The organism is Robertmurraya korlensis NBRC 107688 (genome assembly GCF_001591645.1).
GTDB lineage: Bacteria > Bacillota > Bacilli > Bacillales > Cytobacillaceae > Robertmurraya_A.
Genome location: NZ_BCVH01000010.1, coordinates 46,047 through 71,601, shown reverse-complemented (window position 1 = coordinate 71,601; position 25,555 = coordinate 46,047). Strand labels below are relative to the sequence as shown.

Genomic DNA, 25,555 nt, shown 5'->3' with positions numbered 1-25,555 from the left:
CCCCCCTCTACTTCAGATTGGTCAACTTTTGTACGACTGCTTGAACAATAAAAGCTATCTCCTCTTTAGAAAGTACACGCACTTCCTCATCAGATGGCTCCTCCGAATGGCATACTTCCTTAAATGGAATATTTTTTACAATTCGAGCCGCATTCGCTCCGAGCGTTCGTAACAATCCTTCACTCGACTGTAGTTTGAATTCAAAAAGCGGCTTTTCGTATGGCAATTTATTATAGTGAACCACTCCATGACCTGATTCACTAATCCCAATACCTACTCCAAGGTTGGAGCTTCCAGCCGCTCTGTATCCTAACGCTAAAGCGGATTCGGCATCATGCAGCTTTAAAACATATGGAACACCTTCCTCTTCCATACCATATAAGAGGTGGTTCACTAAGGTAGGCTCTTGTACCCTGCTGCAATAATACACATGGATTGTAGGGGAGTGTTCGTTATCTAGCTTCAATGAACTCATCTCCCTTCCTTCAATGCCATAATCAATCCAGTTGCCACCGCATTTCGAGGGCCTTCCGTTCCTCTTATATTTCCTCTTCCTGCCACCACACCATAGTGTGAAAGGGAGTCGGTCACAAGCTGTGGCACTTCGAAATCCAATGCAGACCCTCCTACTAAAACTACAAACTCAATATCTCGAATATTTCCAGTTGGACACACCATACTTAGCGCACGAATAGCGTTTGTCACAAACACCTTTTCTTTAGCTGAGCGCCGAATCAGTTTGATTTTTTCCACTGAGTGATTACCAGGAATCGGAATAAGATTTCCATCCTTTAAGATAACCACCCTTGCGAATACTTTTGGATCCAGTGGATGTTCAAAAAATTCAACCGTTCCATTTTCATGTCTTATATGGAATAGACTCTCAACCTTTGCAAGAGGATATTTCTTTATATCTTCCGCCAAGTCTAAATCCTCAAGACCAAGTTCTGAATTAATAAGCAAAGTGACCATGTTACCTGCTCCAGCTAAATGTACGGAGGTTGTTTTCCCTTCCGAAATCATGATGGATGCATCGGTCGAACCCGCACCCATATCAAGAATGGCAATCGGTAAATTGGTACCGGGTGTTGATAAGGCTCCTCTAATCGCCATATCCGCTTCTACCCCACCAACCTCAACCTCCACATGTATCTCTTCCCTTAATTTTTCAGCAATCATTTGCATTTGCAGCCTATCTGCTTTCACCATCGCTGCGATTCCCACAGCATTTTCCATTGAAAATTCCTCAGCAAGTCCACCCTTCACCATTTGTGGGATAAAGGTATCAACCGCCAATAAGTCCTGGATCATAATGTCATTTGGATGTTGCTTTGTCAGTTCAGCCATTACTTGTCTGACACGTTCAAGCATTCCTCCTGCATTAGTTCCTGGTTCTCCCTTAATGTCTTGAACAGGTGCAACGGATGTAAGTACTTCCATAATCCTGTTGGCGCCTTCATCTACATCAACAGAGCCTTTTTTTCGGGTACCAATGATTTGAATCTTTCCCGCTGGAATACTCCTTGCCTGTACGTCACCTGCTGGTGTTTTTATAACAACAGCTGATCGATTCCCAATAATTGCTCGAGCGATCGGTACAATCATTTTGGTTTCTTCTGCACTTAGTTCAAAAACGGTTGCGATCCCATATGGATTTGATAAAACTTCTACTACGCCTCCAGGGGGAGCAACTTCAATGGCCGCTTTCATTCCAACAGGTACCTTTTCCAAAAGACTTACCTCATCGACAATCGGAATTTTCTTGTTTAGGCGGTTATTAATTAGTACACCATCATCCTTCTGGACAACTGCGCCAGTCACTAGAACTCCCTTGGAAACTGCTTCGTTAATGAGTTCCGCAGCTATGGTGAAATCGACCTGTTTCCCAATTAATACGATAACGTTACTATTTGAACCCTCCTGATGGAGCCGTTCAATCGGCACTGTACGTCCTATGCCAATTCCTAGTCCCCCAGGTGTAGCTGGGTTATGTCCGATCATGGTCGATTCAGTAATAATCGTTTCCGTGATTGTTTCCATTGCGACGTCGCCTATTACTGGAGCCGCTTCATTGATACGAATCAAGTCTAGGTCCTCTACCTTTTTTCCCACCTTATGTAAGGCCTGCCTAAGGGACTCCAAGACCCCATGGATATTTTGTCTCGTTCCCTTAATTCCGGTGGTATTGACAATACCAGTGGCTAAAAATTTAATTTCATTAGTAGAGCTGACTTGAGCTAAAGCTGTTTCTGTGGTGGCATTCCCTATATCCACACCTGCAACTAGTTTCATATTTTTCAGACCTCCTGGTGTCGTCTGAGGAATGATTAATCCTGTCTCAACCGATTTCTACCTTTGTACACATCCGCTGCTTCTCTTACAAGACCAGCATTGATTGGTGCATTGTACTTAACCTCAAGTTCTTCAGCAATAGCGTACAATTCTTCCCGAGTAGATCGGTATGGACGAAGCGCATTATATATTTCTAGCATTCTTTCATCGGGAACTTTAATTAACTCAGCTGCTCTCCGTAAATTTCGAGCAAACGGCTTACGACCAACTGAATCTGCAATTTGAGCTTGGTACTCAAGTGTTTCTGGTGAGATACGAACATCCTCTGGCTTAACGGTACCATCTAACACTCCTTGTAACGTGATTTCGTTGATTCCTTTTCCAGTAGCTGATTTTAAAAGCTCAGGGCGTTTTTCAGCGATTGGATAATCACGGGTAGCTGTAAGGTTTTCAGCTTCCTTTACGGCTGTCATTACGGATTCCGCTTGAGGCTTTTCAGTACCCATAGAAGCCATAACCTCTTTAACTAACTGTTCAATTAATGCTTGATTCATATCTTTCACCTCCGGTTAAATGAAATTCACTTCTAATTCGATTGGTTTTGAGTTTGGTACTACATGCTCCGTTTCTTTAATATGAAGCAGCGCTGCCTTCGCTTGATACTTAGGTCTGGCCATTTGATCGTTTCTTGTTGGAACTGGATCAGGAGACTCACCCTTTGCGTATTTAGCAGCATTTTTACCTATTTTTCTATATGTCTCTAAATCTAGTAATGGAGCTTGTGGGAACAGCTCAAGATTACTTAAGATTAGTAAATCTTTTTGATGGATAACCGTTGTTCCTTTTGATTGAAGGCCAATTCCAATGCCAGAACCGCTTAATCTCGCCCCTTCATGAGCAACAAAAGCAACGTCAGAGCTCCTTTGAACTCTCACTACACGAGCAACTAAGCCTTCTTCCTCGATCCCTGCAATGATCTCTTTTAGAACATCTGAGTGAGGAATATTTTCAATCGTTTTGGTTTGATACTTTCCAAAGGCAGGAGCAACTGAAATGACTACTTCATCCTTTCGAGTTCCAACCTTTGCATTTCCTAGCTCTGTTAGCTTTAATCCTTTTGCTGTCGCTGCTACAGAGACTTGCTTAGGTGCTTCAGCTGCTGCTGATTCATTGGATAAATATCCTTGTAGTACTTCTTCTATTACACTGCGAATTAATTTTTCATTAATCTCCATGCTTTCCATCGCTCCTTTCTTTTAGTTGATATCCTCGGCACGAATAGCATTTGGAATGTTCTTGATTTCTTCCCAACGTGCTTCGCTTAATTGATAGCCTGTTCCTGGCCCCATATAATCATTGCGATTATTCACTGCACTAATTATGTTAAAATCCTTATCAATAATGGCTGATGTATGAAGGTAGTCACCAGAAATACGTTGCTTCAGCATGTTTAATACATTCTGTGCTACGTCATCAAAACCGTGTTTGCTCAATGCTTTTACGACATCGATTCCAGTTATACCCTTCTTCATCATTTCTTCTGCGGCGCGTAGGTCTTCTACGACATGTCGATCTGGCATGTCTTTACTTCCGTTAGCATAAGTTGCAGCTTCCACTTCTTCATCTGTAATCTCAGGTAATCCCAGTTCTTCAAATACTGCCTGAAGAGCACGAGCTGCTTTGTTTCTGACAGCAACCACATCTGCTTCTAGAACTGGACGTAAGCCGCCATCTACCTTTAAGTCACGTTGAAGAATGTTATAGTCATCAAAATCCTCAGCATCAAAGTTAGAACCAGCAAACATATTGTCATAGTTTGGTGTGGCACTATAACCAGAGAAGATAAAATCTGTCCCCGGGAGCATTTGCATAAGCAATCGAGCGGTTCTACGAATATCAGAATGTGAGAAGGTTTGGTCGTTACCAGAAGCAACCTCCATATCTAACATCGTCGTAATTAAGTTTTCAGCTAAAACGGCTCTAATACCTGAAGGAACGGCACCCGGAACACCGATACAGCTGATAGAACCATTTTGTAGTCCTTGAGATCCTGCACCTTTTGTGATGAAAATACAGCGCGCTTCAAGATACAGCATGGATTTTCCTTCGGCATACCCCATTTGCACCTCTGAGCCTGTTCCAGAAGTAAAACGCATCTTTAATCCGCGTGAAGCATAAGCAGAAGCAAGGAATGCCTTTGAGTATGGAGTATCATCACCATCAACGAAAACTGGTTCTGTGCCATATACGGAAACGGTTTCTGCATAGCAAGTTAACCCTCTCATACCAAGCTGAAGCTCTGCTGCTTCTTCAACCGCACACTGAGTTAGAATTCCACCGCGTCCGACTTGTGCACCAACTAATAACGAGAGGGCATTAAAAGGTGCGTAACGCACAATCCCTACCGTTGTTTCCTGCTCATCAAATCCACGAATCGCAGCTTCAGCTGCATCTGCAGCGATTTGAACTGGATGATCCTTTACATTCGTAACATGACATTGATTCGATGGTGTTTTTCTTGCTCTCATCTTTTGCATCGCCATCATCATTTCAACGACGTTCATGTTACTTACAACTTCAACAATTTTTGCTGGAGTCATCGAGGTAGTAAGTGGAATAATTTCATCTCTTGAGACATGAATATCAACGAGCATTCTCGCTAATTCAAGAGAGTCAATTTTCATTACTTCCTCAGCATGTTCTAAATTAATTCCATAATCTGCAATAAATGTATCGATAAAGTCAAATTCGTCTCTTGTTTTTCCATCGAGCTCGACAATTTTTCCATCTACAATTTTTATGCTTGGCTTTGGATCATTCGGACTACTCATTGCGATGAGACCAACACTTGGCCATTCAGCAACAAAGCCGTCTTTATTAACTGGACGTTCAGCCAATGCCTGAAAACGTTTTGATTTCATAAGTTTACCTCCCTCTCTCTATTATTAGATGTAAGGAACCGTGTCCGTTACAGGTGTGCTTCCTAATGTTCCAAGTAATTCCTTACCAACTTCTCTTGCGGCAATAATCGCTTGACGTACAGCTCCAGAATCTCCCGTAACCGTTAAGATCACTTCGTTTGAGAAGCTAGTTCCTTTCGCCGGAGAACTATAGCCTAGTACTTCAACATTCGCAGCCTTCACCGCTGTATCAGCTAATACCACACCGATAGCTGCTGGTGCTCCAACAATCAAACCAAATGATTTCCCAAGTGGTGCTCCAAAAGCCTTTTCACAAGCTAAGCTTGCACGAGCTGTGTATTGGAATTCTAAATGTCCTGCTTCATTGGCATATACATCACCGAATGTACGATCAAGCTCCTTAAGAGCTACCTCCACAGCACGTCTTGCATCTGCTACATCTTCCGCTCCAAAAATAATTAAACTACCATGACCTGCTCCACCTTTTGTGTCACGAGCAAGTTCAATTGCAAGTATTTCTGTATTGGTTGCTTTCACTGCTTCGTCAGCGGCCATAATGTGTGGACCAGCTCCTACACGAGCTCCAAGAATACCAATAGAGCGATACTTTTTATCCAGATTCATCGCTTCATGAACACTTGAATCTACGTTTGCAATGACTAAACCGATTGTGTCTCCTCTACCAACACCTACGAATTCAGTTAAACCGCTGTATTTTCTCTCAAGTGTTTGAACCGCTTTTGGTTGATCAACTTTCTTCATAACTTCTTCCATTACTTTTTCAATAAGAGTCTCATTCATCGATTTTCACCTCCGGATTTTTATGCGTGGACAAGTTTCGGTAAAACCTCTTCTACTTCAGCATGTGGTCTTGGAATGACGTGGATAGAAACCACTTCTCCAACCTTTGAAGCCGCTGCAGCCCCTGCATCTGTTGCAGCCTTCACTGCTCCTACGTCCCCTCTTACCATGACAGTAACAAGACCAGAGCCGATTTTTTCATAACCAACTAATGTAACGTTTGCTGCTTTTAACATCGCATCTGCTGCTTCAATGGACCCGATCAAGCCTTTTGTTTCCACCATTCCTAAAGCTTCTTTAATCATGATTAAGCCTCCTTGTTTTTAATGTAAGCGTAACCACTAAGAATGTAGTGACTACACCTACTTACGCTTCTCATTTGAAGCTATCTTAAATGTAATAGAATTCATCGTATTTCTCTCGGTATGAAATTGTCATCATAGGATAAATAGTTGTTATCAAACAGGACTGTCAAAAGGTAATTTTCTGTCCTTTGAATGACAATTTTCTACCCTGTTGATACTTTTTTGCACTTCTATGTGAACAAAAAAACATCCACCTGGTGATGAACCAGATGGATGTTTTTTTAGATATACCATTTGCCATTCGGAATATAGTAATTTCTTTTTAATAGATGCTTTCCTGCATCCTCTATTTGCCTTCTGTATTCAGAAGGTGTCATTCCTGTGCTCTTTTTAAATACCTTGCTAAAGTAGTTCGGCTCATGGTAAGAAAGCTCCAATGCTATATTGATTACTGGCATATCTGTTTTTTCTAGCATTTCCTTTGCAAGATTGATTCTTCTCTCTGATACATAATTGACAAAATTGATGTTTAATTCTTTTTTAAATAGACGACTGAGATAATGCGGTGATAAATGAACATGCTCTGCTACCTCTTCTAGGGTGACTCCTCGTTGGTAGTTTTTTTCTATGTAGTTAAGAGCACATTGTATTTGTTTGCGGTCTTCAGGCTTATTTTGGTTAATGATTTTAGTAAACAAATCCTCTATCCATTCGTATAGGTAGGCTGATGCTTTATCAATTGAGGTGATATCAATGCTATTTTTGGAGAACGGGGGAAGGGCTATGTCTTTTTCTTCATAAATACTCCGGATGGTGTGTAAGAAAGTAGTTAAAGCCAGTTGAGTGTCCTTATTCCAATTGGCTTTTTGGGTAGTATCCATAAACTCACCCACCAATTCTTTGGACTCCTTATAGTCCTCCTCACGTATCCTTTGGAGAAGCTTTTCTAGTACCTCTGCTATCTCATATGGACGTTCCTTGGCTTGGGCCAATTTTTCGAGCAATGCCAGTAAGTGAGAGGGTCTAATAGGCTTACGTAGTGACAGTGTACTCTGCTTGATTGATTCATTCTCACTAAATTCCTTAAGAAGTACAATGCTCATATTGGGGAATTCCTTTATGATTAACTCTGTTGCCAACTCGCTGCTCATCCCAGGCATTTTCTCATCCATTATTATCACATCAGGATACATATTTCTAATCAGTAATAATGCATCATTTGCGGAGGATGCTTCACCCATGATGACAAACTTATTGGAATGATTTAGTAAAATCTTCCGCAATGCTTCACGCTCCAGCCTTTCATCATCGACAATTAACACTTTAAGCATACATCAATCTCCCCATCAGTTTCGGAACTTTAATTATTACGTTTGTACCTACATCTTGTATGCTTTTTATTGAAATGGAATGCTCTGGTCCGTAATGAGTGACAAGAATTTGATTAACCATATTAAGACCTATACCTTTGCTTTGTCTCGTTGAATACGTTCCTTCTTTCCAGCTTAGAAGATTGTTTAGCACATGTTCTGGAATACCAACTCCATTGTCGGATACTTCAAGGATCCATTGGTCCCCCTTTGAAGAACCAGTAATCGTAACACTTCCTCCTCGCTCTTTCGGCTCCAAACCGTGAATAACAGCATTATCAACCAGGGATTGGATAATACCGGCTGGTACTTTGCTTTCATTCATTTGATCAGGAATGTCGATTTCGAATGTTATTCGATCCTCAAAGCGAATAGCCTGCATCGCTAAATAATTTTGAACATGGTTTAATTCTTCCTCCAAAGTAACAAGGGAATTAATATTGTCCAATAAATACCGAGAAAACTCCGTCAAAGAACAAATGAGTTCTCCGGTCTTCGGAGCATCCTCTAGGATAGAAAGATTAGATGCTGTGTTTAAGATGCCAAACAAAAAATATGGGTTCATTTGTAGCTGTTGTGATTGAATATCCTTACGTTGAAGCTCTTTTTCTAGATGCTCTCTTAGCTGCATTTCTTCAATAAGCTTCGTTTTCTTTTCATTTAGTTCACTTTGAATAAGCCGTGTAATATTTTGCTCAACTAAATTATTGACGACAAGAAACATCATTTCTGCGGCGGCTGTTATCTTTTCAAACGGAATCAATGGGATATCTTCAAAAGCTTCCTTTGCCTTTTCATGCTTTTCCCATTCTGATTTCCTTCCAATTGTCTCCAACTCATTTACGTTTGTCTCATCTAGCCTAGTTTGACCTGCAAGAATGGAGCCTAAGTATTGCTCGTTAGCTATAATCGGGATAGCAAAGTCAATTAGTCCACTATGACATTGATAAATATAAGGTTTCTTTCTTCTTGCTGCTTCCAATCCCCCAAATGCATCGCATTGATAGCATTTTTCACGATATTCTGGGAACTCTCGTAAATAGGCACAAAAAGAAGAAAACTTGCTGTATTTGGTGATAGGCTTTCCACTGTAGTCTACTGTAATCGCTGCCAATCCAGTTGCCTCTGCAAAACGATCTTGAATTTCTTGGAGCATATCCAAGTCACTCAATTGTTTCAAACTGAACGCTTCCACTAAGACCACACCCAATTCAAAAATAATTTAATAGAAAGCAAAATTCTTCCCGTTTTAACTATACAGCAGTCTTCTTCTCTTTAGTTATAAGGACTGTTAATATTCACAATATTGTTATATTTACCTCTATATCAACGGTGTAACCGCTTTATTACTCTTGACTAATCGAAGCGTATCTCTTGCAATCATGAGCTCTTCATTTGTCGGAATGATGTACACATCAACAAGAGAAGAAGCTACTTGAATACTCCTTTCCTTCGGTTCTCTTGTATCGTTTAGTTGGTCGTCGAGCTCAAGTCCGAGAAAAGTAAGACCTTCACAAATATCACTACGAACCATATGAGAGTTTTCACCAACTCCGCCCGTAAAAATAATCGCATCCACTCCATTCATAACCGCACAATACGAACCGATATACTTCTTGATTCGGTGAATGTACATCTTATAGGCAAGTGTTGCTCCTTCATGGCCAGCGTTTACTCCATCGGTAATCTCACGCATATCTGCCGAAATTCCAGACACTCCAACAAGCCCGCTATGCTTGTTCAGCATCGAGTTCACCTCATTGACATTTAGATCCTCTTTCACCATTACAAACGGAACAATGGCTGGATCGATATCGCCACTTCTCGTCCCCATGATTAATCCTTCAAGTGGAGTCATTCCCATGCTTGTATCCACGGATTTTCCGAATTCAATCGCTGAAATACTTGCTCCATTTCCGATATGGCATGAAATGATTTTTGTGGATTGGAGATCTTTTCCTGTAAGTTCACTATAGCGTTGACTCACGTATTTATGTGAAGTGCCGTGGAACCCATATCTTCTAATTTTATGTTTGTTATAAAGGGCACGAGGAATCGCATACATAAAATGCTCCGGTGGCATCGTTTGATGAAAAGCTGTATCAAATACACACACCATAGGAATATCTTCAGCTAGCTCTAGGAACGCATAAATTCCTTTTAAGTTTGCCGGGTTATGCAGAGGGGCAAGCTCTATATTTTTGCGAATCGCTTCAATGACATGGTTTGTAACAACGACTGAGTCCGCAAACTCTTCTCCTCCATGAGCTATCCGGTGACCAACAGCTGCAATCTCATGAACGGATGTAATCACTCCCCTGTTTTCGTCAGTAATCATCTTTAACACTTTACGCAAGGCGTCTTTATGCTCTAAGATAGAAGCTACCTCTTTAATCGTCTCATGCTCAGGCCGCTCATATTGAAAAATGGCCGTATCCATACCAATTCTCTCCACAATCCCTTTGGCAAGGACACTCTCCTTTCCCATATCAAACAGCTGATACTTTAAAGAAGAGCTCCCACAATTAATGACTAGTATTTTCATCGAACTACCTCCAGGCTTGCTTCCTGCTTAATCCGCTGGCCATTTTCATCATATTCAAAAAAGCCTTTGCCATTCTTTTTCCCAAAGCAACCGGCGTCAATATATGTCTTTAGTAATGGGCTAGGAGTAAATTTTTGTTCTCCTAGCTCGAGCGAAAGCTGCTCCATTAAACGCAGGATATATTTCAGTCCAAATCCGTCTACCATTTCTAGTGGACCTTCTTTCATACCAAGGCCAATCTTCATAGATTCCTCGATATCTTCTGCAGAAGCAATTCCCTCTGATAATATATTGATGGCTTCGTTCATTAACTGAAGACGTAGTCGTGTAGTAACAAATCCCGGTGATTCTTGAACGTAAATATCCTTTTTGTCTAGACTTTTTACGAGTTGGGATAACGTCTCAAACGTTTCAGGTGACGTGTTTTTCCCAGGTACAATTTCAACAACATTATAAAAAAAGTGAACACCAATCATTCGCTCTGGATGTTTTGCACCTTCCGCGAAATTAGATAAAGACAGAATCGAGCTATTGCTAGCAATAATGGTTTCTTTTGGAATCATTTGATCAAGCTTTAATAATATTTCTCGTTTTAGTTCCGGCTGACTTTTAATTGATTCCAAGATAAAATCAGCTTCTTGTAACTTATAAAAATCCGTTTCTAGTTTAATATGAGATAGAATTACCTTTTTCTCTGATTCTGTTAGAGCCCACTTAGCAATTCTCTTGTCTAGATCTATTTCCACCTGTCGCTTTTCCTGTTCGAGTATTTCGATGGAAGGATCATATAAAATAATGTCGTAATCTCTTTCAGCTAGGGCTTCCACAATCCAACAATCAGTCAGTCGATCAATAATGAGTCCAACTTTTCTAATCATTTCATTCGTCTCCCTTTACGCCATGGCCATAGCTAGCGCTTCAGCGTGATTTTCTTCAAACCATTGGATTTTCTCCCTCATTTGTACAACCTCTCCCACTAGAATGATCGATGGGTGAGAAATTTCGTGTTTACTCACAATCCCTTCAATTGTTTCGAGAGTTCCCGTTACTGTTTTTTGTACAGAGGTCGTCCCCCAATGAATGACCGCAACAGGTGTAGTAGCTTTCTTCCCATGAGACATTAGATTCTTGCATATATTTGAAAGATTGTTTACTCCCATATAAAATGCAATCGTATCAATTCCTGTAGCAAGAGCCTCCCAATTTAAAAATTCACTTCCTCTTTCACTACAGCCGTGTGCCGTTACCATCGCAAAGGAAGTGGCATAGTTTCGGTGCGTGACAGGAATTCCTGCATATGCCGATGCCGCAATTCCAGCCGTTACTCCAGGTACAACCTCAAAAGGGATTCCATGTTTCGCTAGAAACTCCGCTTCCTCCCCTCCTCGACCAAATACAAACGGATCACCGCCCTTCAGTCTTGTCACCACCTTGCCCTTCATCGCCTGATCCACTAGCAGTTGATTGATTTCATCTTGAATCAAATGGTGTTTACCAGGTCTCTTTCCACTATAAATCAGTTCACAGTCCACCTTTGCATACTTTAATAACTCTTTATTTACTAATCGATCATAAGAAATGACATCCGCTTTTTGAATGCATTCCAACCCATACAGAGTTAATAATTTCGGGTCACCAGGACCTGCTCCTACTAGATACACTTTTCCTTTTTTCATCGAGTCCCCTCCATCTTCGTTATTTATTTTTCATTTCTATACGAATCTTCTTTTCGTAATACTCCCTCATCTTTTCTTCAATAAATGGAAGATTAATATGCTCCATAACATGTTCAGCTAGTTGATCATATGCTTCCTCACGCTGGGAACGAAATGCCACTCGGTCATGCTTTTCTTCAAGACCCTTTTCTTTTCGAATATGATTAATAATGGCAGTACGATAAGAATCGTTATCGAAAATCCCGTGAAAGTACGTGCCAATAACTTTTTGATCCTCGCTTATTACTCCATCAGTGGTAGTACCATGAGTAATTAATGGTGTGCACGGCTTTAGAAACGTCGTAACTCCCATATGAATTTCATACCCTTCCACATCATGCGTCTGTTCATTGGTCTGAATGGTTCCTTTTGATAGAACCGTTGTTTTCTCAGAGGTGATGGTTGTATAGATTGGTAACAGGTTTAACCCGTCTTCAATGGCAACCTGCGATTCAATTCCTTCTGGATCCTCGACGGTTGCTCCAAGCATTTGATAGCCTCCACATATTCCAAACACCGTGGTTTTCCCACTTTTTGTGAGCTTTTGAATCTTCTCGAACAATCCAGATTGCTTAAGAAACATCAAATCCTCGATGGTATTCTTACTGCCAGGTAAAATGAGCAGGTCAGGATTTTGAAGCTGTTCCTTGCTACTTACAATTCGTACATGGCAGTCCTCTTCTGATAAAAATGGATCAATATCTGTGAAGTTTGATATTTTTGGAAATTGAATGACCGCAATGTCTATTTCTTTTTCCGGATTTCTTTCTGTACTGTATAGCTTTAAGGCAACGGAGTCCTCTGCATCCACCTTTACATTTGTATAAGGAACCACTCCTAGAACTGGCACCCCGGTATAGTCGGTAAACCAATCAAGCCCAGGTTCTAATAAGCTGACATCTCCCCGAAACTTATTAATAATAACCCCAATCACTCGTTCACGATCCTTCTCATCAATTAACTGAAGCGTTCCTACTAAGCTAGCAAACACTCCACCTCGCTCAATATCGCCTACTAATATAACAGGAGATTCCGTCATGTTCGCGACCCTCATGTTTACTAGCTCACGATCATTTAAATTTATTTCTGCCGGACTTCCTGCTCCCTCAATCACGATTCGGTCGAACTTTTGATCAAGTTGCTCGTATGCCTCCTTTATTAAAGTGAGTCCCTGCTGGAAAAATTCCTGTCGATAGGCTCCTGCCTGCATATTTTTATACGGCTTGCCATGCACAACAATTTGTGCCTCATAGTCTCTCGATGGTTTGATCAGAATCGGATTCATATCAGTAGTCGCTATCGTTCGCGCGGCTTCCGCCTGAACCCCTTGAGCTCTCCCAATCTCCTTCCCATCTAAAGTTATATATGAATTTAATGCCATATTTTGAGATTTAAATGGGGCTGTCTTATAGCCCTTATTAGAAAAAATACGGCAAAGCGCTGTTGAAATAACACTTTTTCCTGCATCTGAATGTGTTCCCTGTATCATAACGGACTGTGCTTTACGCATAGATGTACCCCCTACACCGTGAAATAAAGTTTTCTACTACTTGTGGACAGCTTCCGAAATGGAGATGTGTGTATCCCGCCATCAGGTTGCCCTTCGAGTATCCTTCAAGTGTTTCTCCTCTTAATCCTTTTGCTTTATATGCGTGAGGAATGTCTGTCGGCCCTTCGTATGTGGAATAGTGAAATTCATGTCCCCTTGCCATGGCGCCTTCCTTTACATACTGATTAGAGGGCATTCCTTTAATCTCCCGATACCCTAAAGCTACTAGTTTCTTCTGCATGGTAACTCTTCCTGGTATCACACCGGCCATTGGATAGACTTGACCGTTTGACGTAATTAACTGGTCTGTCAAAAACATAAACCCTCCGCATTCAGCAATTGTTGGAAGTCCTCCTGTAACGGCATCGTAAATGGATTGTTTCATTTCTACATTATCCGCCAGTTCAAAGGCAAACTCCTCAGGAAATCCTCCACCTATATACAATCCCCTAACGTCTTTGGGTAGCTCTTCCCCCTTTACTGGAGAGAAATAGATGAGTTCTGCACCAAATGCTTCCAATAGCTCAAGATTTTCAGGATAGTAAAAATTAAAAGCTTCATCCTTTGCTACCCCAATACGTACAGAATCGTGACCCTGTTCCCTTGAAAAAAGACTTTTCTTTGGAAGAGGGATTTCCTCAGCCTTTGCCAGTTCATATATTTGATTGATATCGACCGTTTTGTCTAGAAGGTCTCCTAAATTCTTAAAAAAGTCTTTTAACTCACCACGTTCAACAGAGGGAACTAACCCTAAGTGACGCTCAGGTATGGATAACTCCTCATTCTTCTCTAGGTATCCAACGACAGGAATGCCACATTCTTGTTCAATTGCTTGTTTCACTAACATATAATGGCCCTTGCTTCCGACCCGATTTGCTATCACACCAACAATATTTGCACGATGTGGGAAGGACTGGAAGCCTTTTACGATGGCTGCTGCACTTCTTGCCATACTTGAGCAATTAACAATTAATAGTACAGGAGACTGGGTCAATTCACTAATATGTGCGGTGCTTCCTTCGTTTGATAGAGAATCCCTCCCATCAAAGAAGCCCATCACTCCTTCAATGATGCTTATGTCAGCTCCATCCGAGCCTCGCAAAAGCACTTCTTTTACCATCTCTTCCGATAGCATCCAGCTATCCAAATTACGTGACTTTCTCCCCGTAACGGCAGTATGGTAGGATGGATCAATATAGTCTGGTCCACATTTAAATCCTTGAACCTCATACCCTTTCCGCTGAAGCGCCGCCATTAACCCAATGGTGATTGTTGTTTTTCCAACTCCGCTCCCTGTTCCTGCGATTACAATTCTACGGTTCGTCATCACTGTTACTCCCTTCCGAGGCGATGATCCATCAGAGCTACTGAAATCGTGACATTTCCTGACTTTTTCTTTGTTAGAACTAATTGATCATTCATGCTATAACACTTTGCCGCTGGCTCACTTACACCATAGGCACCTGTGTATTGATAGACTGTTTCTGATCGTTTGGATATGGTGACTTGGTTGAGTGTATCAGCCGAAAAGGTATGGAACACCCATTGATATTTGTCCGTAACTCTAATAAGACCTTCTTCGTCCTTTTTTAAATCGATAGACACGATCGCTTTCACACTTTTTTTAGAAAAATGGAGTTCGTCGAGCGTTTCATCAATTACCTGTTCTATTTCTACTGCAGGCGTTCCACGGTTACAGCCAATTCCTAATACAACGACCTTTGGACGATACACAACATTTTTTGTGAAATATGGATCCTCAGGTAATATTCGATGTGTGATTATGATGGCGGAAGTCGCTTTTCCCTTTTTTGCTTCATCTAGAACAGAATAACAAGCAAGATGGTTAGGAAGATCCTTATCATACTTCCACCAATTTCTTTCTCCTGATTCCTGTATAACTGCAACAGGCTCCTCATTCACTACAGCCGCACTGACTGCAGTCACATGCCCCGAGTCCTCCAACTCCCAACCAAACTCACGTCCTAGTAAATCAACAGCCAGTGTTTCCTGAACATCAGAGGCAGTCGTAATCACAGGGGTAGCACCAATTGCATTCGCTACCTTATGTGTTAGTTCATTTCCACCACCCAAATGTCCCGAAAGCACACTAATGGCAAATCTGCCGCTATTATCAACGACTACGACACATGGGTCCTTCTTTTTATTTTCTACCAGCGATGCGAGCATTCTAACCGCTGCTCCAAGAGAAAAAAGAAGAATCACTCCTCGATACTGCTTAAAGGTTTGCGAGAGTAGTTCGCGGGTAGAGTAATCAAATAGTCTTATTCCAAGCTCCGGCTCATCCCCTTTTTCCAATTTTCTAGCAATATAGACGTCCACTTGCTTCAATTTGTTTTGAAGGGAATGGGCGAGGTCTCGCCCATTTTTAGTAATGGCAATAACAGCAAATGGATTTTTGGGAACAAGCGGAATCATACCTTTTCCCCGACCCGGTACTCATGAGTAAACTGTTTATCGTAAAGCTTTGATTGATAGCGTTTCGCGTAGATATCCTCTTCTAATGCCCAGCCTGCTAAAATTAGGGCATGTTTTTGGATTCCATTTTCCTTTAAATCTCTTTCTAAATTTTCCAGTTTCGTTCGAATGATTTTCTGATCAGGCCATGTGGCTTTATACACAACAACCATTGGTGTATCCTTACTCCATCCAGCTTCCGTCAGCTCATTCACTACCTTTTTCGTTAATGCGGCACTTAAAAATAGGGCGATGGTTGATTGGTGCTTGGCGAGTTCACGTAAGCTTTCTAGCTCTGGTACTGGCGTTCGACCTTCCGCTCTTGTTAGAATGACGGTTTGCGTAAGATCCGGAACCGTTAACTCAGCACCAACCATCGCTGCTGAAGCAAATACCGAGCTTACACCGGGAACAATTTCAATCTCGACACCCGATTCCTTTAGTAGTGCCATCTGCTCTCCAATGGCCCCATACATGGCTGGATCGCCGGTATGAACGCGAACGACCTTTTTCCCTTCTTTGAGACGAGTAACCATGTAATCAACCATTTCTTCTAAGTGCATCGAAGAGGTTTTAACAATGGTTGCTCCGTCCTTTGCTTCTCTAATAAGTTCTTCATTCACAAGAGAATCTGCGTATAAGACAACATCCGCTTCCTTTAAAAGCTTCAAGCCTCTAACTGTAATTAGATCGGGTACACCTGGTCCTGCTCCTACAATATATAGCTTCATTTCCTCACCACCATTAGCGTTAAATAGCCGATTTTTTCGTTCTCAAGCTTTTCTACATTCCAAACAATTTCTTCGTCTGAGGTTACCTTTGTTACGACTGAGGCTTTATCGAGTAAATCAAGATCTCTTAAAACGTTTATTAATAGATTCATCACTTTTGCAGCCTTAAGGAAAATCACACATTCATGCTCCTCAATTGCTTTTCGCATGAGGTCATAATCATCGTGGGCAGGAATAATCCCAATACGATCATTTCCATCAGCAAGCGGTATCCCAAGCGTTGCAGCCGCCCCATTTATAGAAGAAATTCCTGGAATGACTTTAATAGGAACCTCTGGGTGATGCTCCTCCATTAGCCTCATTAAATAGATAAAGGTGCTATATAAAAAGGGATCTCCTTCAGTAACGAAAACACAATCCTTCCCTTCAGCGAGCTTTTTATATAACCCCTCCACTGCTTCCATCCAGTCTTTATGTAAAACATCTGGATCACTCGTCATGGAAAAAACAAAACCAAGCATTTCCTTTTCTGCAACATTTACATAACCTTCTATTATTTGATAAGCGTAGCTGCCGTCCCCTTTGCCTTTTTTCGGGTAAGAAATAACGGGGCATGTTTCCATTAAACGTAATGCCTTTACTGTAATAAGCTCTGGATCTCCAGGTCCAACACCCATTCCGTATAGTGTTCCGATCATGTTACCTCACCTTTCATTCTTGACCCAGTAATAATATAAATAGGATTAAGTGGGTCAAATCTAGTTAACTGTAAAACTGGCTTACTTCTAGAAATTTGCGCAAGGGTTATAGTTGTTTTAAAGCCCTTTGAACGAAAGATGGCAACTGCCTCGGATAACGATTCAATTGTCACTGCATTTACAACAATTCTTCCATCTTCCTTTAGTCTCGTACAGCACACTGTTAGAATATCTTCCATATTCCCTGATGTTCCACCTATAAAAACAGCATCAGGATCAGGGAATCGATCGAGACCTTCTGGCGCCCGGGCCTCTAGGACCGTAATATCGGTACGAAACTTTGCTAGATTTTTAGAGCAGTTCTCTAAGTCGGCCGCATTTTTTTCTATTGCAAAGACCGCCCCCTCTCTAGCAATCTTTGCTGCTTCAATCGCCATTGCACCCGTACACGTACCAATATCCCACACAATGCTCCTTGCTGACAATTTCATGGCACTAAGACTGAGCACTCGTATTTCCTTCTTAGTAATAAGCCCAGCTTCTGGCTTTCGTTGTGAAAACTCTTCATCTTCAATTCCTATCGTCCAATGAGGCCGTGGCACTGTTTGAATCAAGATAAGGACATTTAACGGGTGACATTCCATATTGGCTAACTCACTGAGAGAATAAAAGGAATATCGTTCATTCTCTCCACCAATATCTTCTGCGACGAATGCTCGGTACTCGGTCATTCCGAAAGACAAAAGGTAACTTGCAATTCGACTAGGAGTATGAGTGTGATCAGTTAATATGACAATCTTTTCCCTACCATCGATTCGTTGGGCAAGACCAACCATGCTCCTTCCATGAACACTTGTAAAATATGCATCATGCCAAGCGGTGTTCATTTTTGCAAATGCAAGCTGGATGGAACTTACACTCGGGTAAACCTCAAGGGGAAGCTTACTTGCTAACGATGCACCGATCCCATAGAAATATGGGTCTCCCGAAGCCAAAATAACAGTTCTACGTCGATCTATTTTTAAACCTTCTACAAGATCGCTCAGCCCTCCGGTAATTTCAACTTTCTCCCCGCTAAAATCAGGAAAATAACTTAATTGCCTCCCTCCTCCCACTAAGACTTCGCTTTCATTAATCCATGTCTCGTAGATTGGGAGAATACTAGCCCTACCTTCTGCACCAATTCCTATTAGCTTTATCTTGTTAGTCATTGATACTCGCCCTTCCTAACAACTGTCCGTTTAATGTGTACACGCTTGTTTCAATATTGAGTCCACCGCTTATCTCTTCAAACGACTGTTTACAGCAGGAATAGCAAAGGGAGTCAAAAAACCGTTGCCCCACTTCCCTTTCCATCCATTCTCCTACCTGTGAAGCGGTGTTGGCCTGGGAAATAGCTTTCGTAAGCTTCTCAGTTGCTCCAGCCTCCATTGCTAGTTGAGCCAAAAAAGAAAAGTCTATTGATTCTGTGTGGGCATGAACCATCATTTTTCCTTGTGCCACTTTTGATAATTTCCCCATCATTCCAACTAGCTTCACACTTTTCACACCAAGCTTTTTGCACTCATGAAGCGTATATCCGATGAAATCTCCCATTTCTATAAAAGCCACTTCTGGCAAATAGGAGTATTGCTTCATCGCATATTTCTCACTTCTGCCACCGGTGGTAATGGCAACCGTATCGCATCCTGCCGAACGTGCTACTTGTAAAGCTAATGTGATGCTTGCTGTGTAGGCCTCGTTTGAAAAAGGAACGACAATTCCCCGTGTTCCTAGAATCGAAATACCACCAACAATGCCTAGTCTTCCATTAAGCGTTCGTTTAGCAATTTCCTCTCCATCCGGAACAGAAATGACGATATGAACACCTTTATTGACTTTGTATGTTTCTAATAATTGTTGAGCAACCTCCTGAATCATTTGCCTAGGAACCGGATTGATGGCTGCCTCACCAATAGAAATGGGTAGTCCAGACTTGGTAACACGGCCCACTCCCCTTCCACCGTCAATCGTGATGGAGCTTGAATCAGAAAAGCTTACGCTTGCTTGAATGAGTGCACCATGCGTCGCGTCTGGATCGTCGCCGCCGTCCTTGACCGTTCCTGTAGTCACTTGATTCTCTGAGATGTCACCATACTGAATGGTGAAGGGGACATATTCCCCAGCTGGAATATAAATGGTTGTTTCGTTTGCTTTTTCACCTGTAAGCAAGGTGATCATGGCTGCCTGTACGGCCGCTGTCGCACAAGCACCTGTTGTATAACCGGAGCGTAGATTTTTTTTCTTTGTTGCTTCCATTTCCTACAATCCTTTTTCTGCTAAAATGGCTAGCGCATTAATGGCTGCGACCGCAATCGTGCTTCCACCCTTTCGTCCAACATTGGTGATAAAAGGAATATCAAGCTTCGCTAACTCTTCCTTTGATTCTTCCGCAGAAATAAATCCAACCGGTACACCGATAATCAGGCCAGGGTTTGCTTCTCCTTCTTTCACTAGACGAATGAGCTCCAGTAATGCGGTTGGTGCGTTGCCGATTGCAAAAATGCCTCCTTCAGCCTCTTTGGCTGCTTTCCTTATTGCCAGTATGCTACGGGTTACCTGTATCTTTTTTGCTTCTTCCACCACATCAGGATCTTTAATATAGACCTTCGTTTCACATCCATAGGCTTCAATCCGGGGCTTACTTATTCCGACTTGGACCATTTGAACATCACAGACAATTTTCTTTCCAGCTTTAATCGCAGAAATTCCCGCTTCAATGGCTTTTGGGTGAAAAAGCATGCTTTTCCCCAGTTCAAAGTCAGCTGATGCATGGATGATTCGTTGAACAATTTGGTATTCTTTATCAGGAAACGAGTGCACTCCTATTTCTTCATCAATTGTCTCAAAGCTCTTTTTTTCAATTTCCTGCGGCTGAATCGTTATTGGTTGAAACTCGGTGAGAAAGTTCATATTCTCTATCCCCTTTTATGAATTGAATAATACTTTCAATAGAATCGTAGGTTGTTCCAAAATGGATGCATGGCCTTTTTATGATGATGGTTTCTATTCCTAATTCTTCTGCTGCCTCCACTTTTTCATGGAAAGATCCTTCGTTCCCACTCTCTTTTGTAACAAGTAATCGGATCTCATAATTCAAGAACAGGGCCTTATTAAGCCCCTTTGAAAAAGGACCTTGAATCGCGATGATATCTCTTGATGCGATTCCAAGACGTTCACACTTTTCTAAGTTTTCTTGCAGCGGAAGAAGCCGGAACAGAGTTCTCCCATTCCTGCGATTTCTTAATTTTTCCGAAAAAATCCCCATTGTTTTCGCGCCAGTTGTCAGCATAATATTCCCCTCATACTTAGAAGCTAGCTCTGCAGCCTTTTCATAGCTCCCAACATAAGCAATTTGCTTCCCTTTTAAAACCGGCGATTTTCGTTCGTACCGAATGTAAGGAATACGGATGGATGTAGTTGCCTGAATCATATTTCTGGATGCTTCCTCTGCATAAGGATGACTGGCATCAATCACCAGTTGTATGGAAAAATCAGCCAGGCATTTTTCCATATCAACCGCTGTCAGTCGGTTCACCAGAACAGGAATCCCTTCTGCTTTTAATGACATGGCCGCGTTTTGCGTGACAACACTAACTACAAGTGGAAATCCATTTGCATGGATCCTTTTTGCAAGCTCTTTTCCATCACTGGTACCAGCCAACAGAAAAATCATTGATTTACTTTCTCCTCGTGATGATGGTGGTGATGAGCATGGTCGTGGTGATGGTGGTGATGATGGTCCATATGTTTCGCTGTCTCCATTCGGAAGTGACACGTATCACAATTCATCATGACAGAGTTTGTTACAGCTTCGTTCATCCGTTGTATAAACACCTTTTCAAGGTTTGGGTGAAAGCCCAAATACGATGCTAGCGTGAATTGTACGTAAGGAAGCTGTGTTTGTAGCCCAACGATTTGCTCTTCAAGTCGTTTCATGAGAACACCTGTAAACAATAGATATGGCAGAATGATAACCTTTTTTGCTCCTAAGGTGATAAGTGTATTTACACTTTCCTCTAATGAAGGTTCGGTTACAGCAATGAAGGCCGGTTCGATTTTTTTAATGGAAAGCTTTTCGCGGAGCAAACGGGATAGCTTGTATAAATCACTGTTTGCATCTCCATCACTGCACCCTCTTCCCAGAAGAACAACTCCGACATCCTCTTTCTCCATATTCGTTACGTCCATTACTTCTGTTACCCGCTGTTCACATATTTCTACCATTTCCTTATGTACACCAATCGGTCTACCATATGTAAATGTGACAGAAGGATATTTCTTTTTTGCCTCATCAATGACAAACGGGATGTGAAGCTTAGAATGAGAAGCAGCAAATAACATCATAGGAATGATCGCAATATTCGTTGCCCCCTGGTCCAAACATCGAGTGATTCCTTTATCGATGTCAGGTTCAGCTAGTTCTAAAAAGCAGGTCTCAATAATCCATTCCTTCACCTGATTTTTAATGTTTGTAACCATCTGTACTACTTGTTCATTGCCTTCTTTCTCTCTGCTTCCATGCCCAACAAATAGAACCGCCTTCATGTCATTTCCTCCTTATGCTTTTCCACCATGCAATGCCCAAGGTTCATGCTCTTTTTTTAGTCTTTCATGTGGCTTTAGCGGCTGTAGAGTTGAATCCAGGTCATATTTTCTTTGATAACCTCTAGGAGTAACCATTTTCCCGTCCCAAACAAACGTCGTTGAATTTCCAATAATAACGGTTGAGAGCATGCCAATTTCATGATTCAACATGTCACCAAGTGTGGTAACTTCCACCTTTTGGTTGTCACGATATGCTCCCTTAACGAGTCCAACTGGTGTATTCTGCGAGCGATATTGAAGAAGGATTTGTTGGGCCTCTTCAATTTGAGCCGTTCTTTTCATGCTTTTTGGATTGTAAAGGGCAATAATAAAATCTGCATCTCCTGCTGCATGTAGACGCTTCGCGATCGTCTCCCAAGGAGTTAAGTGATCACTTAAAGAAATGGTACAAGCATCGTGCATAACCGGAGCTCCTAAAAGTGACGCACACGAATTAATTGCTGAAATACCTGGAATGATTTCTACCTGTACATCTTTACAATCCTTTTCTGCTAGCACTTCATAAACAAGGCCTGCCATCCCGTATACTCCCGCGTCTCCACTAGAAATGACGGCTACCTTCTTGCCTCCTCTAGCCAACTCAATTGCCTCCTGAGCTCTTGTTACCTCCTCAGACATCGGGGAACTGATTACTTCTTTTTCTTTTACTAACTCGCTAATTAAATCGACATACGTCTTAAACCCAACAATCATATCGCTCTCAAATATCGCTTCCTTGGCTCTCTCTGTAATGTGTTTTTCATGTCCTGGCCCTAGGCCAACGATAAAAATAGATCCTGTCATTGAAACCTTCCTCCTACAGCTTTTTTTGAATGAATAAATGGGTTTTCTCCTTTCATCGTGGTCCGTAACAAGGAAAAGAGTTCATCTTGATTTTTCGGTACAAACACACTGTTCAAAGGTTTAATTATTTCGTCATACACCTCAAGCAACCATGGCTTTCGAAGCTGACTTCTTCGTAAGTTCTCCTGATTTTGAAAAGCATCGTATGGACAGCCGTGAAACAACAAGCACCCATTGCTGATAATCATGATTTCATCAGCCCACTCATAGGCAAAATCAACATCATGGGTAGATAAGACAGTCGTTTGTCCTTGTTCATGAAACTCATTTAAAAGTTGAATCATGGATTGAGTGGAAATAGGATCGAGCTGGGCTGTTGGTTCATCTAGCAAGAGGACCTCCGGTTCCATTACGAGAACTCCTGCTAGCGCCACCTTCTTTTTCTGCCCTTGACTTAAAAAATGAGTTGGTTTCCCTTTCAAACAAGTTATTCCTGTTTTTTCCATAATGTCATCTGTTCTTGTTTTACTCTCAAATCTAGAACATCCTAGATTTCTTAAACCAAACATAATATCCTCCTCAACGAGGGAGGAAAAAATTTGAGAGTCAGGGTTTTGCAGCACAAGTCCAACAAGTTTTCGTAACTCCTTTAAAGTAGAACGAGTATAGGAAAGCTCCTCCTCTTTAAAAAAGATGGAGCCGTTCGTTGGCTTTAAAATCCCATTCAAATGAAGAAGCAGCGTTGATTTCCCAGCTCCGTTATTGCCGAGCAGGGCAACTTTCTTCCCCTTTTTGATAGAAAAGGAGACATCCGAAAGTGCTGCTTCTTGCTCGTTGAATACTTGATAGACATTTTTGAATTCAAAAATGGTTGAACTCATACGAAAACTCCTTAACTAATAAAATTCAATAATAGAACAACTAAAAAAAATACGGTTATAAAGCAGACATGGATAACAGAAAGGTTTTTCTTTTCATAAACGGGGTCATACAACGTTCCTCCCCCACGGGAGTCAATACTGATTTGCAGTTCCTTGGCTTGTTGATACGTTTTAATAAACAAAGACGTTACTAGTCGACCTCCTGAAAATAGTCCAGATGAAATAGATTGATAGCCTAGTCTACTCCTTTGCGATACGTAAATATCAGCAGCCGTATCAAGCAATAAAAACAAATACCGATACGTTAACATAATGATTTCCAGTAAAAGTATTGGTACCTTCCATCGATGTAAAATACTTACTATCTGACTAATCGGTGTGGTAAGGATTAGAAAGTATAAGCAACTAATGCTGCTAAATGAGCGAATGATAAGTGGCAATACTACTTCCAACTGTCCTGGAAGGAAATACAAATGAAAGTTTGCTAGTTTCACTAAAAGAACCGCTTGTTGAACACCCGCAGATGGCGCAGCTGTTATGGAAAGAACAATTGATACACCTCCTAGGCACAAAAAGGAAAGTGGGAGTAAAAGAAGCTTTCCATAATAGGAAATTGGTATTTTTGCCACCCTTACTATTAATAGACTCATCACAATAAGGACTAGAAAGGAAATCCAACTATTTTTAAACAGCAATACAAGGAGCAGACTTCCCAGGCTCAAGGTGATCTTTTCAAAACTATTCGCGTAATTTAGCTTGTTTCTATAAGCGAAATAATCAACCCTCAGCATTAGGAACGATCATTTCTAGAAAGATATTTTGACTTGGCACGCGAAGAGCCGATAAAGTATCCGATGACAATTGAACCAATTGAGGCTTGAACGGCAAACAACAAGCTCTCCACCTCACTGCTGCTTGGCTTCCATAGATTATCTATCCAGGGCTTATAAGAGGGTGCTAGTTCTTCAATCACTTCAATAGCCTGCGTATCTGTTCCCGAAAAACTGGCATTATTCTTGAATATAAGCGGAATCGCCACAAGAAAAACAATTAGTAGGAATAACAAACTATTCTTTTTCATGAGCTAGTCTCCTTACGTAGAAAGTTGAGCATTTGTAATTCACTTGCATTGTATTTAAGCAAAAAGTTCATCACTACCACCGTTATGATCCCTTCTGAAAGTGCCAAAGGAATTTGCGTGACTCCAAATACGGAGATGAATTTTATGAATGCCCCTCCTAACCCGCTAGTTGGGTCAGGGAACGCAATGGCAAGCTGAAAAGAAGTCATGGCATATGTAGCTAAATTGCCAAACGCTGCTGCAAAGAAAATAACAAATTTCAAATTCACTCTAAATCTTTTCAACAGACAATAGACACCGTAAGTTACGAAAGGACCCACCACTGCCATGGAAAAGGCATTTGCTCCAAGCGTACTAATGCCACCGTGTGCAAGTAACAATGCTTGAAATAACAAAACAATAAAGCCAACTACACTCATAATGACCGGACCAAAAAGGAGAGTTCCTAGACCAATTCCAGTTGCATGCGAGCTACTTCCCGTTACCGATGGAAGCTTAAGTGCGGAAAGAACAAAGGCAAAGGCAGAACTTAAACCGAGCATCGTTTTTATCTCTGGTTGAACCGCCACTTTCTTTCGTGCTGAATGAATACCTGCCGCTAAAAAAGGGAGCATTAGCATCCACCAAATGATTGCCCACTTCATTGGTAAAAAACCTTCCATAATATGCATGGCGTACACATCTGATATGGATCCAACCCAGAAATAAAGTACACCTGCACCAATAAGCACCAATTTCTTGAGACTCCTCATCTATTG

General features: G+C 41.4%; 26 protein-coding genes and 1 pseudogene. All 27 read right to left on the bottom strand.

Annotated features, from left to right (window positions below):
• Positions 1-7 precede the first annotated feature (7 nt).
• Entirely contained in the window at positions 8-466 is a 459-nt protein-coding gene (locus BKO01S_RS14340; protein ID WP_198158824.1) for a glycerol dehydratase reactivase beta/small subunit family protein, read from the bottom strand.
• 5 nt (positions 467-471) lie between these two features.
• Positions 472-2,292, bottom strand: coding sequence for a diol dehydratase reactivase subunit alpha (locus tag BKO01S_RS14335; RefSeq protein WP_066055235.1), 1,821 nt, complete (start codon positions 2,290-2,292; stop codon positions 472-474).
• Positions 2,293-2,327: 35 nt separating this feature from the next.
• A complete protein-coding gene (locus BKO01S_RS14330) occupies positions 2,328-2,846 on the bottom strand; it encodes a diol dehydratase small subunit (protein WP_066055232.1) in 519 nt (172 codons plus the stop codon).
• Between the two features lie 15 nt (positions 2,847-2,861).
• A complete protein-coding gene (locus tag BKO01S_RS14325) occupies positions 2,862-3,527 on the bottom strand; it encodes a propanediol/glycerol family dehydratase medium subunit (RefSeq protein ID WP_066055229.1) in 666 nt (221 codons plus the stop codon).
• A 21-nt stretch (positions 3,528-3,548) separates the two neighbouring features.
• Entirely contained in the window at positions 3,549-5,213 is a 1,665-nt protein-coding gene (locus BKO01S_RS14320) for a propanediol/glycerol family dehydratase large subunit (RefSeq protein ID WP_066055226.1), read from the bottom strand.
• Positions 5,214-5,237: 24 nt separating this feature from the next.
• A complete protein-coding gene (pduB, locus tag BKO01S_RS14315; protein WP_066055223.1) occupies positions 5,238-6,014 on the bottom strand; it encodes a propanediol utilization microcompartment protein PduB in 777 nt (258 codons plus the stop codon).
• A 20-nt stretch (positions 6,015-6,034) separates the two neighbouring features.
• Positions 6,035-6,316: a propanediol utilization microcompartment protein PduA gene (gene pduA, locus BKO01S_RS14310; protein WP_488592169.1), complete on the bottom strand. Its 282-nt coding sequence runs from the start codon at positions 6,314-6,316 to the stop codon at positions 6,035-6,037.
• A gap of 284 nt (positions 6,317-6,600) precedes the next feature.
• The gene (locus tag BKO01S_RS14305; protein WP_066055217.1) at positions 6,601-7,650 is read right to left on the bottom strand and encodes a response regulator transcription factor; all 1,050 of its coding nucleotides are present in this window, start codon (positions 7,648-7,650) and stop codon (positions 6,601-6,603) included.
• Positions 7,643-8,869: a sensor histidine kinase gene (locus BKO01S_RS14300; RefSeq protein ID WP_066055214.1), complete on the bottom strand. Its 1,227-nt coding sequence runs from the start codon at positions 8,867-8,869 to the stop codon at positions 7,643-7,645. Before BKO01S_RS14300 ends, BKO01S_RS14305 begins: the two co-directional genes overlap by 8 nt.
• A gap of 141 nt (positions 8,870-9,010) precedes the next feature.
• Entirely contained in the window at positions 9,011-10,234 is a 1,224-nt protein-coding gene (locus tag BKO01S_RS14295; RefSeq protein WP_066055213.1) for an acetate/propionate family kinase, read from the bottom strand.
• The gene (locus BKO01S_RS14290) at positions 10,231-11,112 is read right to left on the bottom strand and encodes a 3-hydroxyacyl-CoA dehydrogenase family protein (protein WP_066055210.1); all 882 of its coding nucleotides are present in this window, start codon (positions 11,110-11,112) and stop codon (positions 10,231-10,233) included. The genes BKO01S_RS14295 and BKO01S_RS14290 overlap by 4 nt, the downstream gene beginning before the upstream one ends.
• 15 nt (positions 11,113-11,127) lie before the next feature.
• Positions 11,128-11,910 carry a uroporphyrinogen-III C-methyltransferase gene (gene cobA, locus BKO01S_RS14285; protein ID WP_066055207.1) on the bottom strand — a complete coding sequence of 261 codons (783 nt, stop codon included), beginning with the start codon at positions 11,908-11,910 and terminating at the stop codon, positions 11,128-11,130.
• Positions 11,911-11,929: 19 nt separating this feature from the next.
• Entirely contained in the window at positions 11,930-13,459 is a 1,530-nt protein-coding gene (locus BKO01S_RS14280; RefSeq protein ID WP_066055205.1) for a cobyric acid synthase, read from the bottom strand.
• The gene (locus tag BKO01S_RS14275; protein ID WP_157077379.1) at positions 13,452-14,828 is read right to left on the bottom strand and encodes a cobyrinic acid a,c-diamide synthase CobB; all 1,377 of its coding nucleotides are present in this window, start codon (positions 14,826-14,828) and stop codon (positions 13,452-13,454) included. The genes BKO01S_RS14280 and BKO01S_RS14275 overlap by 8 nt, the downstream gene beginning before the upstream one ends.
• 2 nt (positions 14,829-14,830) lie before the next feature.
• A complete protein-coding gene (locus BKO01S_RS14270) occupies positions 14,831-15,937 on the bottom strand; it encodes a cobalt-precorrin 5A hydrolase (protein ID WP_066055199.1) in 1,107 nt (368 codons plus the stop codon).
• On the bottom strand, positions 15,934-16,707 hold the full coding sequence (gene cobM, locus BKO01S_RS14265) for a precorrin-4 C(11)-methyltransferase (RefSeq protein ID WP_066055196.1): 774 nt from the start codon (positions 16,705-16,707) through the stop codon (positions 15,934-15,936). The genes BKO01S_RS14270 and cobM overlap by 4 nt, the downstream gene beginning before the upstream one ends.
• Positions 16,704-17,405 carry a precorrin-2 C(20)-methyltransferase gene (gene cobI, locus BKO01S_RS14260; protein ID WP_066055194.1) on the bottom strand — a complete coding sequence of 234 codons (702 nt, stop codon included), beginning with the start codon at positions 17,403-17,405 and terminating at the stop codon, positions 16,704-16,706. The genes cobM and cobI overlap by 4 nt, the downstream gene beginning before the upstream one ends.
• Entirely contained in the window at positions 17,402-18,616 is a 1,215-nt protein-coding gene (locus tag BKO01S_RS14255; RefSeq protein ID WP_066055190.1) for a bifunctional cobalt-precorrin-7 (C(5))-methyltransferase/cobalt-precorrin-6B (C(15))-methyltransferase, read from the bottom strand. The genes cobI and BKO01S_RS14255 overlap by 4 nt, the downstream gene beginning before the upstream one ends.
• Entirely contained in the window at positions 18,609-19,703 is a 1,095-nt protein-coding gene (locus BKO01S_RS14250) for a cobalt-precorrin-5B (C(1))-methyltransferase (protein WP_066055187.1), read from the bottom strand. The genes BKO01S_RS14255 and BKO01S_RS14250 overlap by 8 nt, the downstream gene beginning before the upstream one ends.
• A gap of 3 nt (positions 19,704-19,706) precedes the next feature.
• Positions 19,707-20,357 (bottom strand): precorrin-8X methylmutase, encoded by a 651-nt coding sequence (locus BKO01S_RS14245; protein WP_066055184.1) that lies wholly within the window; start codon positions 20,355-20,357, stop codon positions 19,707-19,709.
• Positions 20,305-21,120 carry a precorrin-6A reductase gene (gene cobK, locus BKO01S_RS14240; RefSeq protein WP_084362087.1) on the bottom strand — a complete coding sequence of 272 codons (816 nt, stop codon included), beginning with the start codon at positions 21,118-21,120 and terminating at the stop codon, positions 20,305-20,307. The genes BKO01S_RS14245 and cobK overlap by 53 nt, the downstream gene beginning before the upstream one ends.
• On the bottom strand, positions 21,117-21,992 hold the full coding sequence (locus BKO01S_RS14235) for a sirohydrochlorin chelatase (RefSeq protein ID WP_066055181.1): 876 nt from the start codon (positions 21,990-21,992) through the stop codon (positions 21,117-21,119). The genes cobK and BKO01S_RS14235 overlap by 4 nt, the downstream gene beginning before the upstream one ends.
• A 27-nt stretch (positions 21,993-22,019) precedes the next feature.
• Positions 22,020-22,835: pseudogene (cobJ, locus tag BKO01S_RS14230) on the bottom strand (precorrin-3B C(17)-methyltransferase); the annotation flags it as partial.
• On the bottom strand, positions 22,832-23,716 hold the full coding sequence (locus tag BKO01S_RS14225; RefSeq protein WP_066055178.1) for an energy-coupling factor ABC transporter ATP-binding protein: 885 nt from the start codon (positions 23,714-23,716) through the stop codon (positions 22,832-22,834). The gene BKO01S_RS14225 and the pseudogene cobJ, both read right to left, overlap by 4 nt.
• An 11-nt stretch (positions 23,717-23,727) precedes the next feature.
• Positions 23,728-24,507 (bottom strand): cobalt ECF transporter T component CbiQ, encoded by a 780-nt coding sequence (gene cbiQ, locus BKO01S_RS14220; RefSeq protein WP_066055175.1) that lies wholly within the window; start codon positions 24,505-24,507, stop codon positions 23,728-23,730.
• Entirely contained in the window at positions 24,507-24,797 is a 291-nt protein-coding gene (locus BKO01S_RS14215) for an energy-coupling factor ABC transporter substrate-binding protein (protein WP_066055172.1), read from the bottom strand. The genes cbiQ and BKO01S_RS14215 overlap by 1 nt, the downstream gene beginning before the upstream one ends.
• The gene (locus BKO01S_RS14210; protein WP_066055169.1) at positions 24,794-25,549 is read right to left on the bottom strand and encodes an energy-coupling factor ABC transporter permease; all 756 of its coding nucleotides are present in this window, start codon (positions 25,547-25,549) and stop codon (positions 24,794-24,796) included. The genes BKO01S_RS14215 and BKO01S_RS14210 overlap by 4 nt, the downstream gene beginning before the upstream one ends.
• Positions 25,550-25,555 lie beyond the last annotated feature (6 nt).

Excerpts from the sequence above, each read along its gene's own strand:
- BKO01S_RS14335 (WP_066055235.1), bottom strand. The coding sequence starts at position 2,292 with ATGAAACTAGTTGCAGGTGTGGATATAGGGAATGCCACCACAGAAACA.
- BKO01S_RS14330 (WP_066055232.1), bottom strand. The coding sequence starts at position 2,846 with ATGAATCAAGCATTAATTGAACAGTTAGTTAAAGAGGTTATGGCTTCT.
- BKO01S_RS14325 (WP_066055229.1), bottom strand. The coding sequence starts at position 3,527 with ATGGAGATTAATGAAAAATTAATTCGCAGTGTAATAGAAGAAGTACTA.
- BKO01S_RS14320 (WP_066055226.1), bottom strand. The coding sequence starts at position 5,213 with ATGAAATCAAAACGTTTTCAGGCATTGGCTGAACGTCCAGTTAATAAA.
- pduB (WP_066055223.1), bottom strand. The coding sequence starts at position 6,014 with ATGAATGAGACTCTTATTGAAAAAGTAATGGAAGAAGTTATGAAGAAA.
- BKO01S_RS14305 (WP_066055217.1), bottom strand. The coding sequence starts at position 7,650 with ATGCTTAAAGTGTTAATTGTCGATGATGAAAGGCTGGAGCGTGAAGCA.
- BKO01S_RS14295 (WP_066055213.1), bottom strand. The coding sequence starts at position 10,234 with ATGAAAATACTAGTCATTAATTGTGGGAGCTCTTCTTTAAAGTATCAG.
- BKO01S_RS14290 (WP_066055210.1), bottom strand. The coding sequence starts at position 11,112 with ATGATTAGAAAAGTTGGACTCATTATTGATCGACTGACTGATTGTTGG.
- cobA (WP_066055207.1), bottom strand. The coding sequence starts at position 11,910 with ATGAAAAAAGGAAAAGTGTATCTAGTAGGAGCAGGTCCTGGTGACCCG.
- BKO01S_RS14280 (WP_066055205.1), bottom strand. The coding sequence starts at position 13,459 with ATGCGTAAAGCACAGTCCGTTATGATACAGGGAACACATTCAGATGCA.
- BKO01S_RS14270 (WP_066055199.1), bottom strand. The coding sequence starts at position 15,937 with ATGATTCCGCTTGTTCCCAAAAATCCATTTGCTGTTATTGCCATTACT.
- cobM (WP_066055196.1), bottom strand. The coding sequence starts at position 16,707 with ATGAAGCTATATATTGTAGGAGCAGGACCAGGTGTACCCGATCTAATT.
- cobI (WP_066055194.1), bottom strand. The coding sequence starts at position 17,405 with ATGATCGGAACACTATACGGAATGGGTGTTGGACCTGGAGATCCAGAG.
- BKO01S_RS14255 (WP_066055190.1), bottom strand. The coding sequence starts at position 18,616 with ATGACTAACAAGATAAAGCTAATAGGAATTGGTGCAGAAGGTAGGGCT.
- BKO01S_RS14250 (WP_066055187.1), bottom strand. The coding sequence starts at position 19,703 with ATGGAAGCAACAAAGAAAAAAAATCTACGCTCCGGTTATACAACAGGT.
- BKO01S_RS14245 (WP_066055184.1), bottom strand. The coding sequence starts at position 20,357 with ATGAACTTTCTCACCGAGTTTCAACCAATAACGATTCAGCCGCAGGAA.
- cobK (WP_084362087.1), bottom strand. The coding sequence starts at position 21,120 with ATGATTTTTCTGTTGGCTGGTACCAGTGATGGAAAAGAGCTTGCAAAA.
- BKO01S_RS14235 (WP_066055181.1), bottom strand. The coding sequence starts at position 21,992 with ATGAAGGCGGTTCTATTTGTTGGGCATGGAAGCAGAGAGAAAGAAGGC.
- BKO01S_RS14225 (WP_066055178.1), bottom strand. The coding sequence starts at position 23,716 with ATGAGTTCAACCATTTTTGAATTCAAAAATGTCTATCAAGTATTCAAC.
- cbiQ (WP_066055175.1), bottom strand. The coding sequence starts at position 24,507 with ATGCTGAGGGTTGATTATTTCGCTTATAGAAACAAGCTAAATTACGCG.
- BKO01S_RS14215 (WP_066055172.1), bottom strand. The coding sequence starts at position 24,797 with ATGAAAAAGAATAGTTTGTTATTCCTACTAATTGTTTTTCTTGTGGCG.
- BKO01S_RS14210 (WP_066055169.1), bottom strand. The coding sequence starts at position 25,549 with ATGAGGAGTCTCAAGAAATTGGTGCTTATTGGTGCAGGTGTACTTTAT.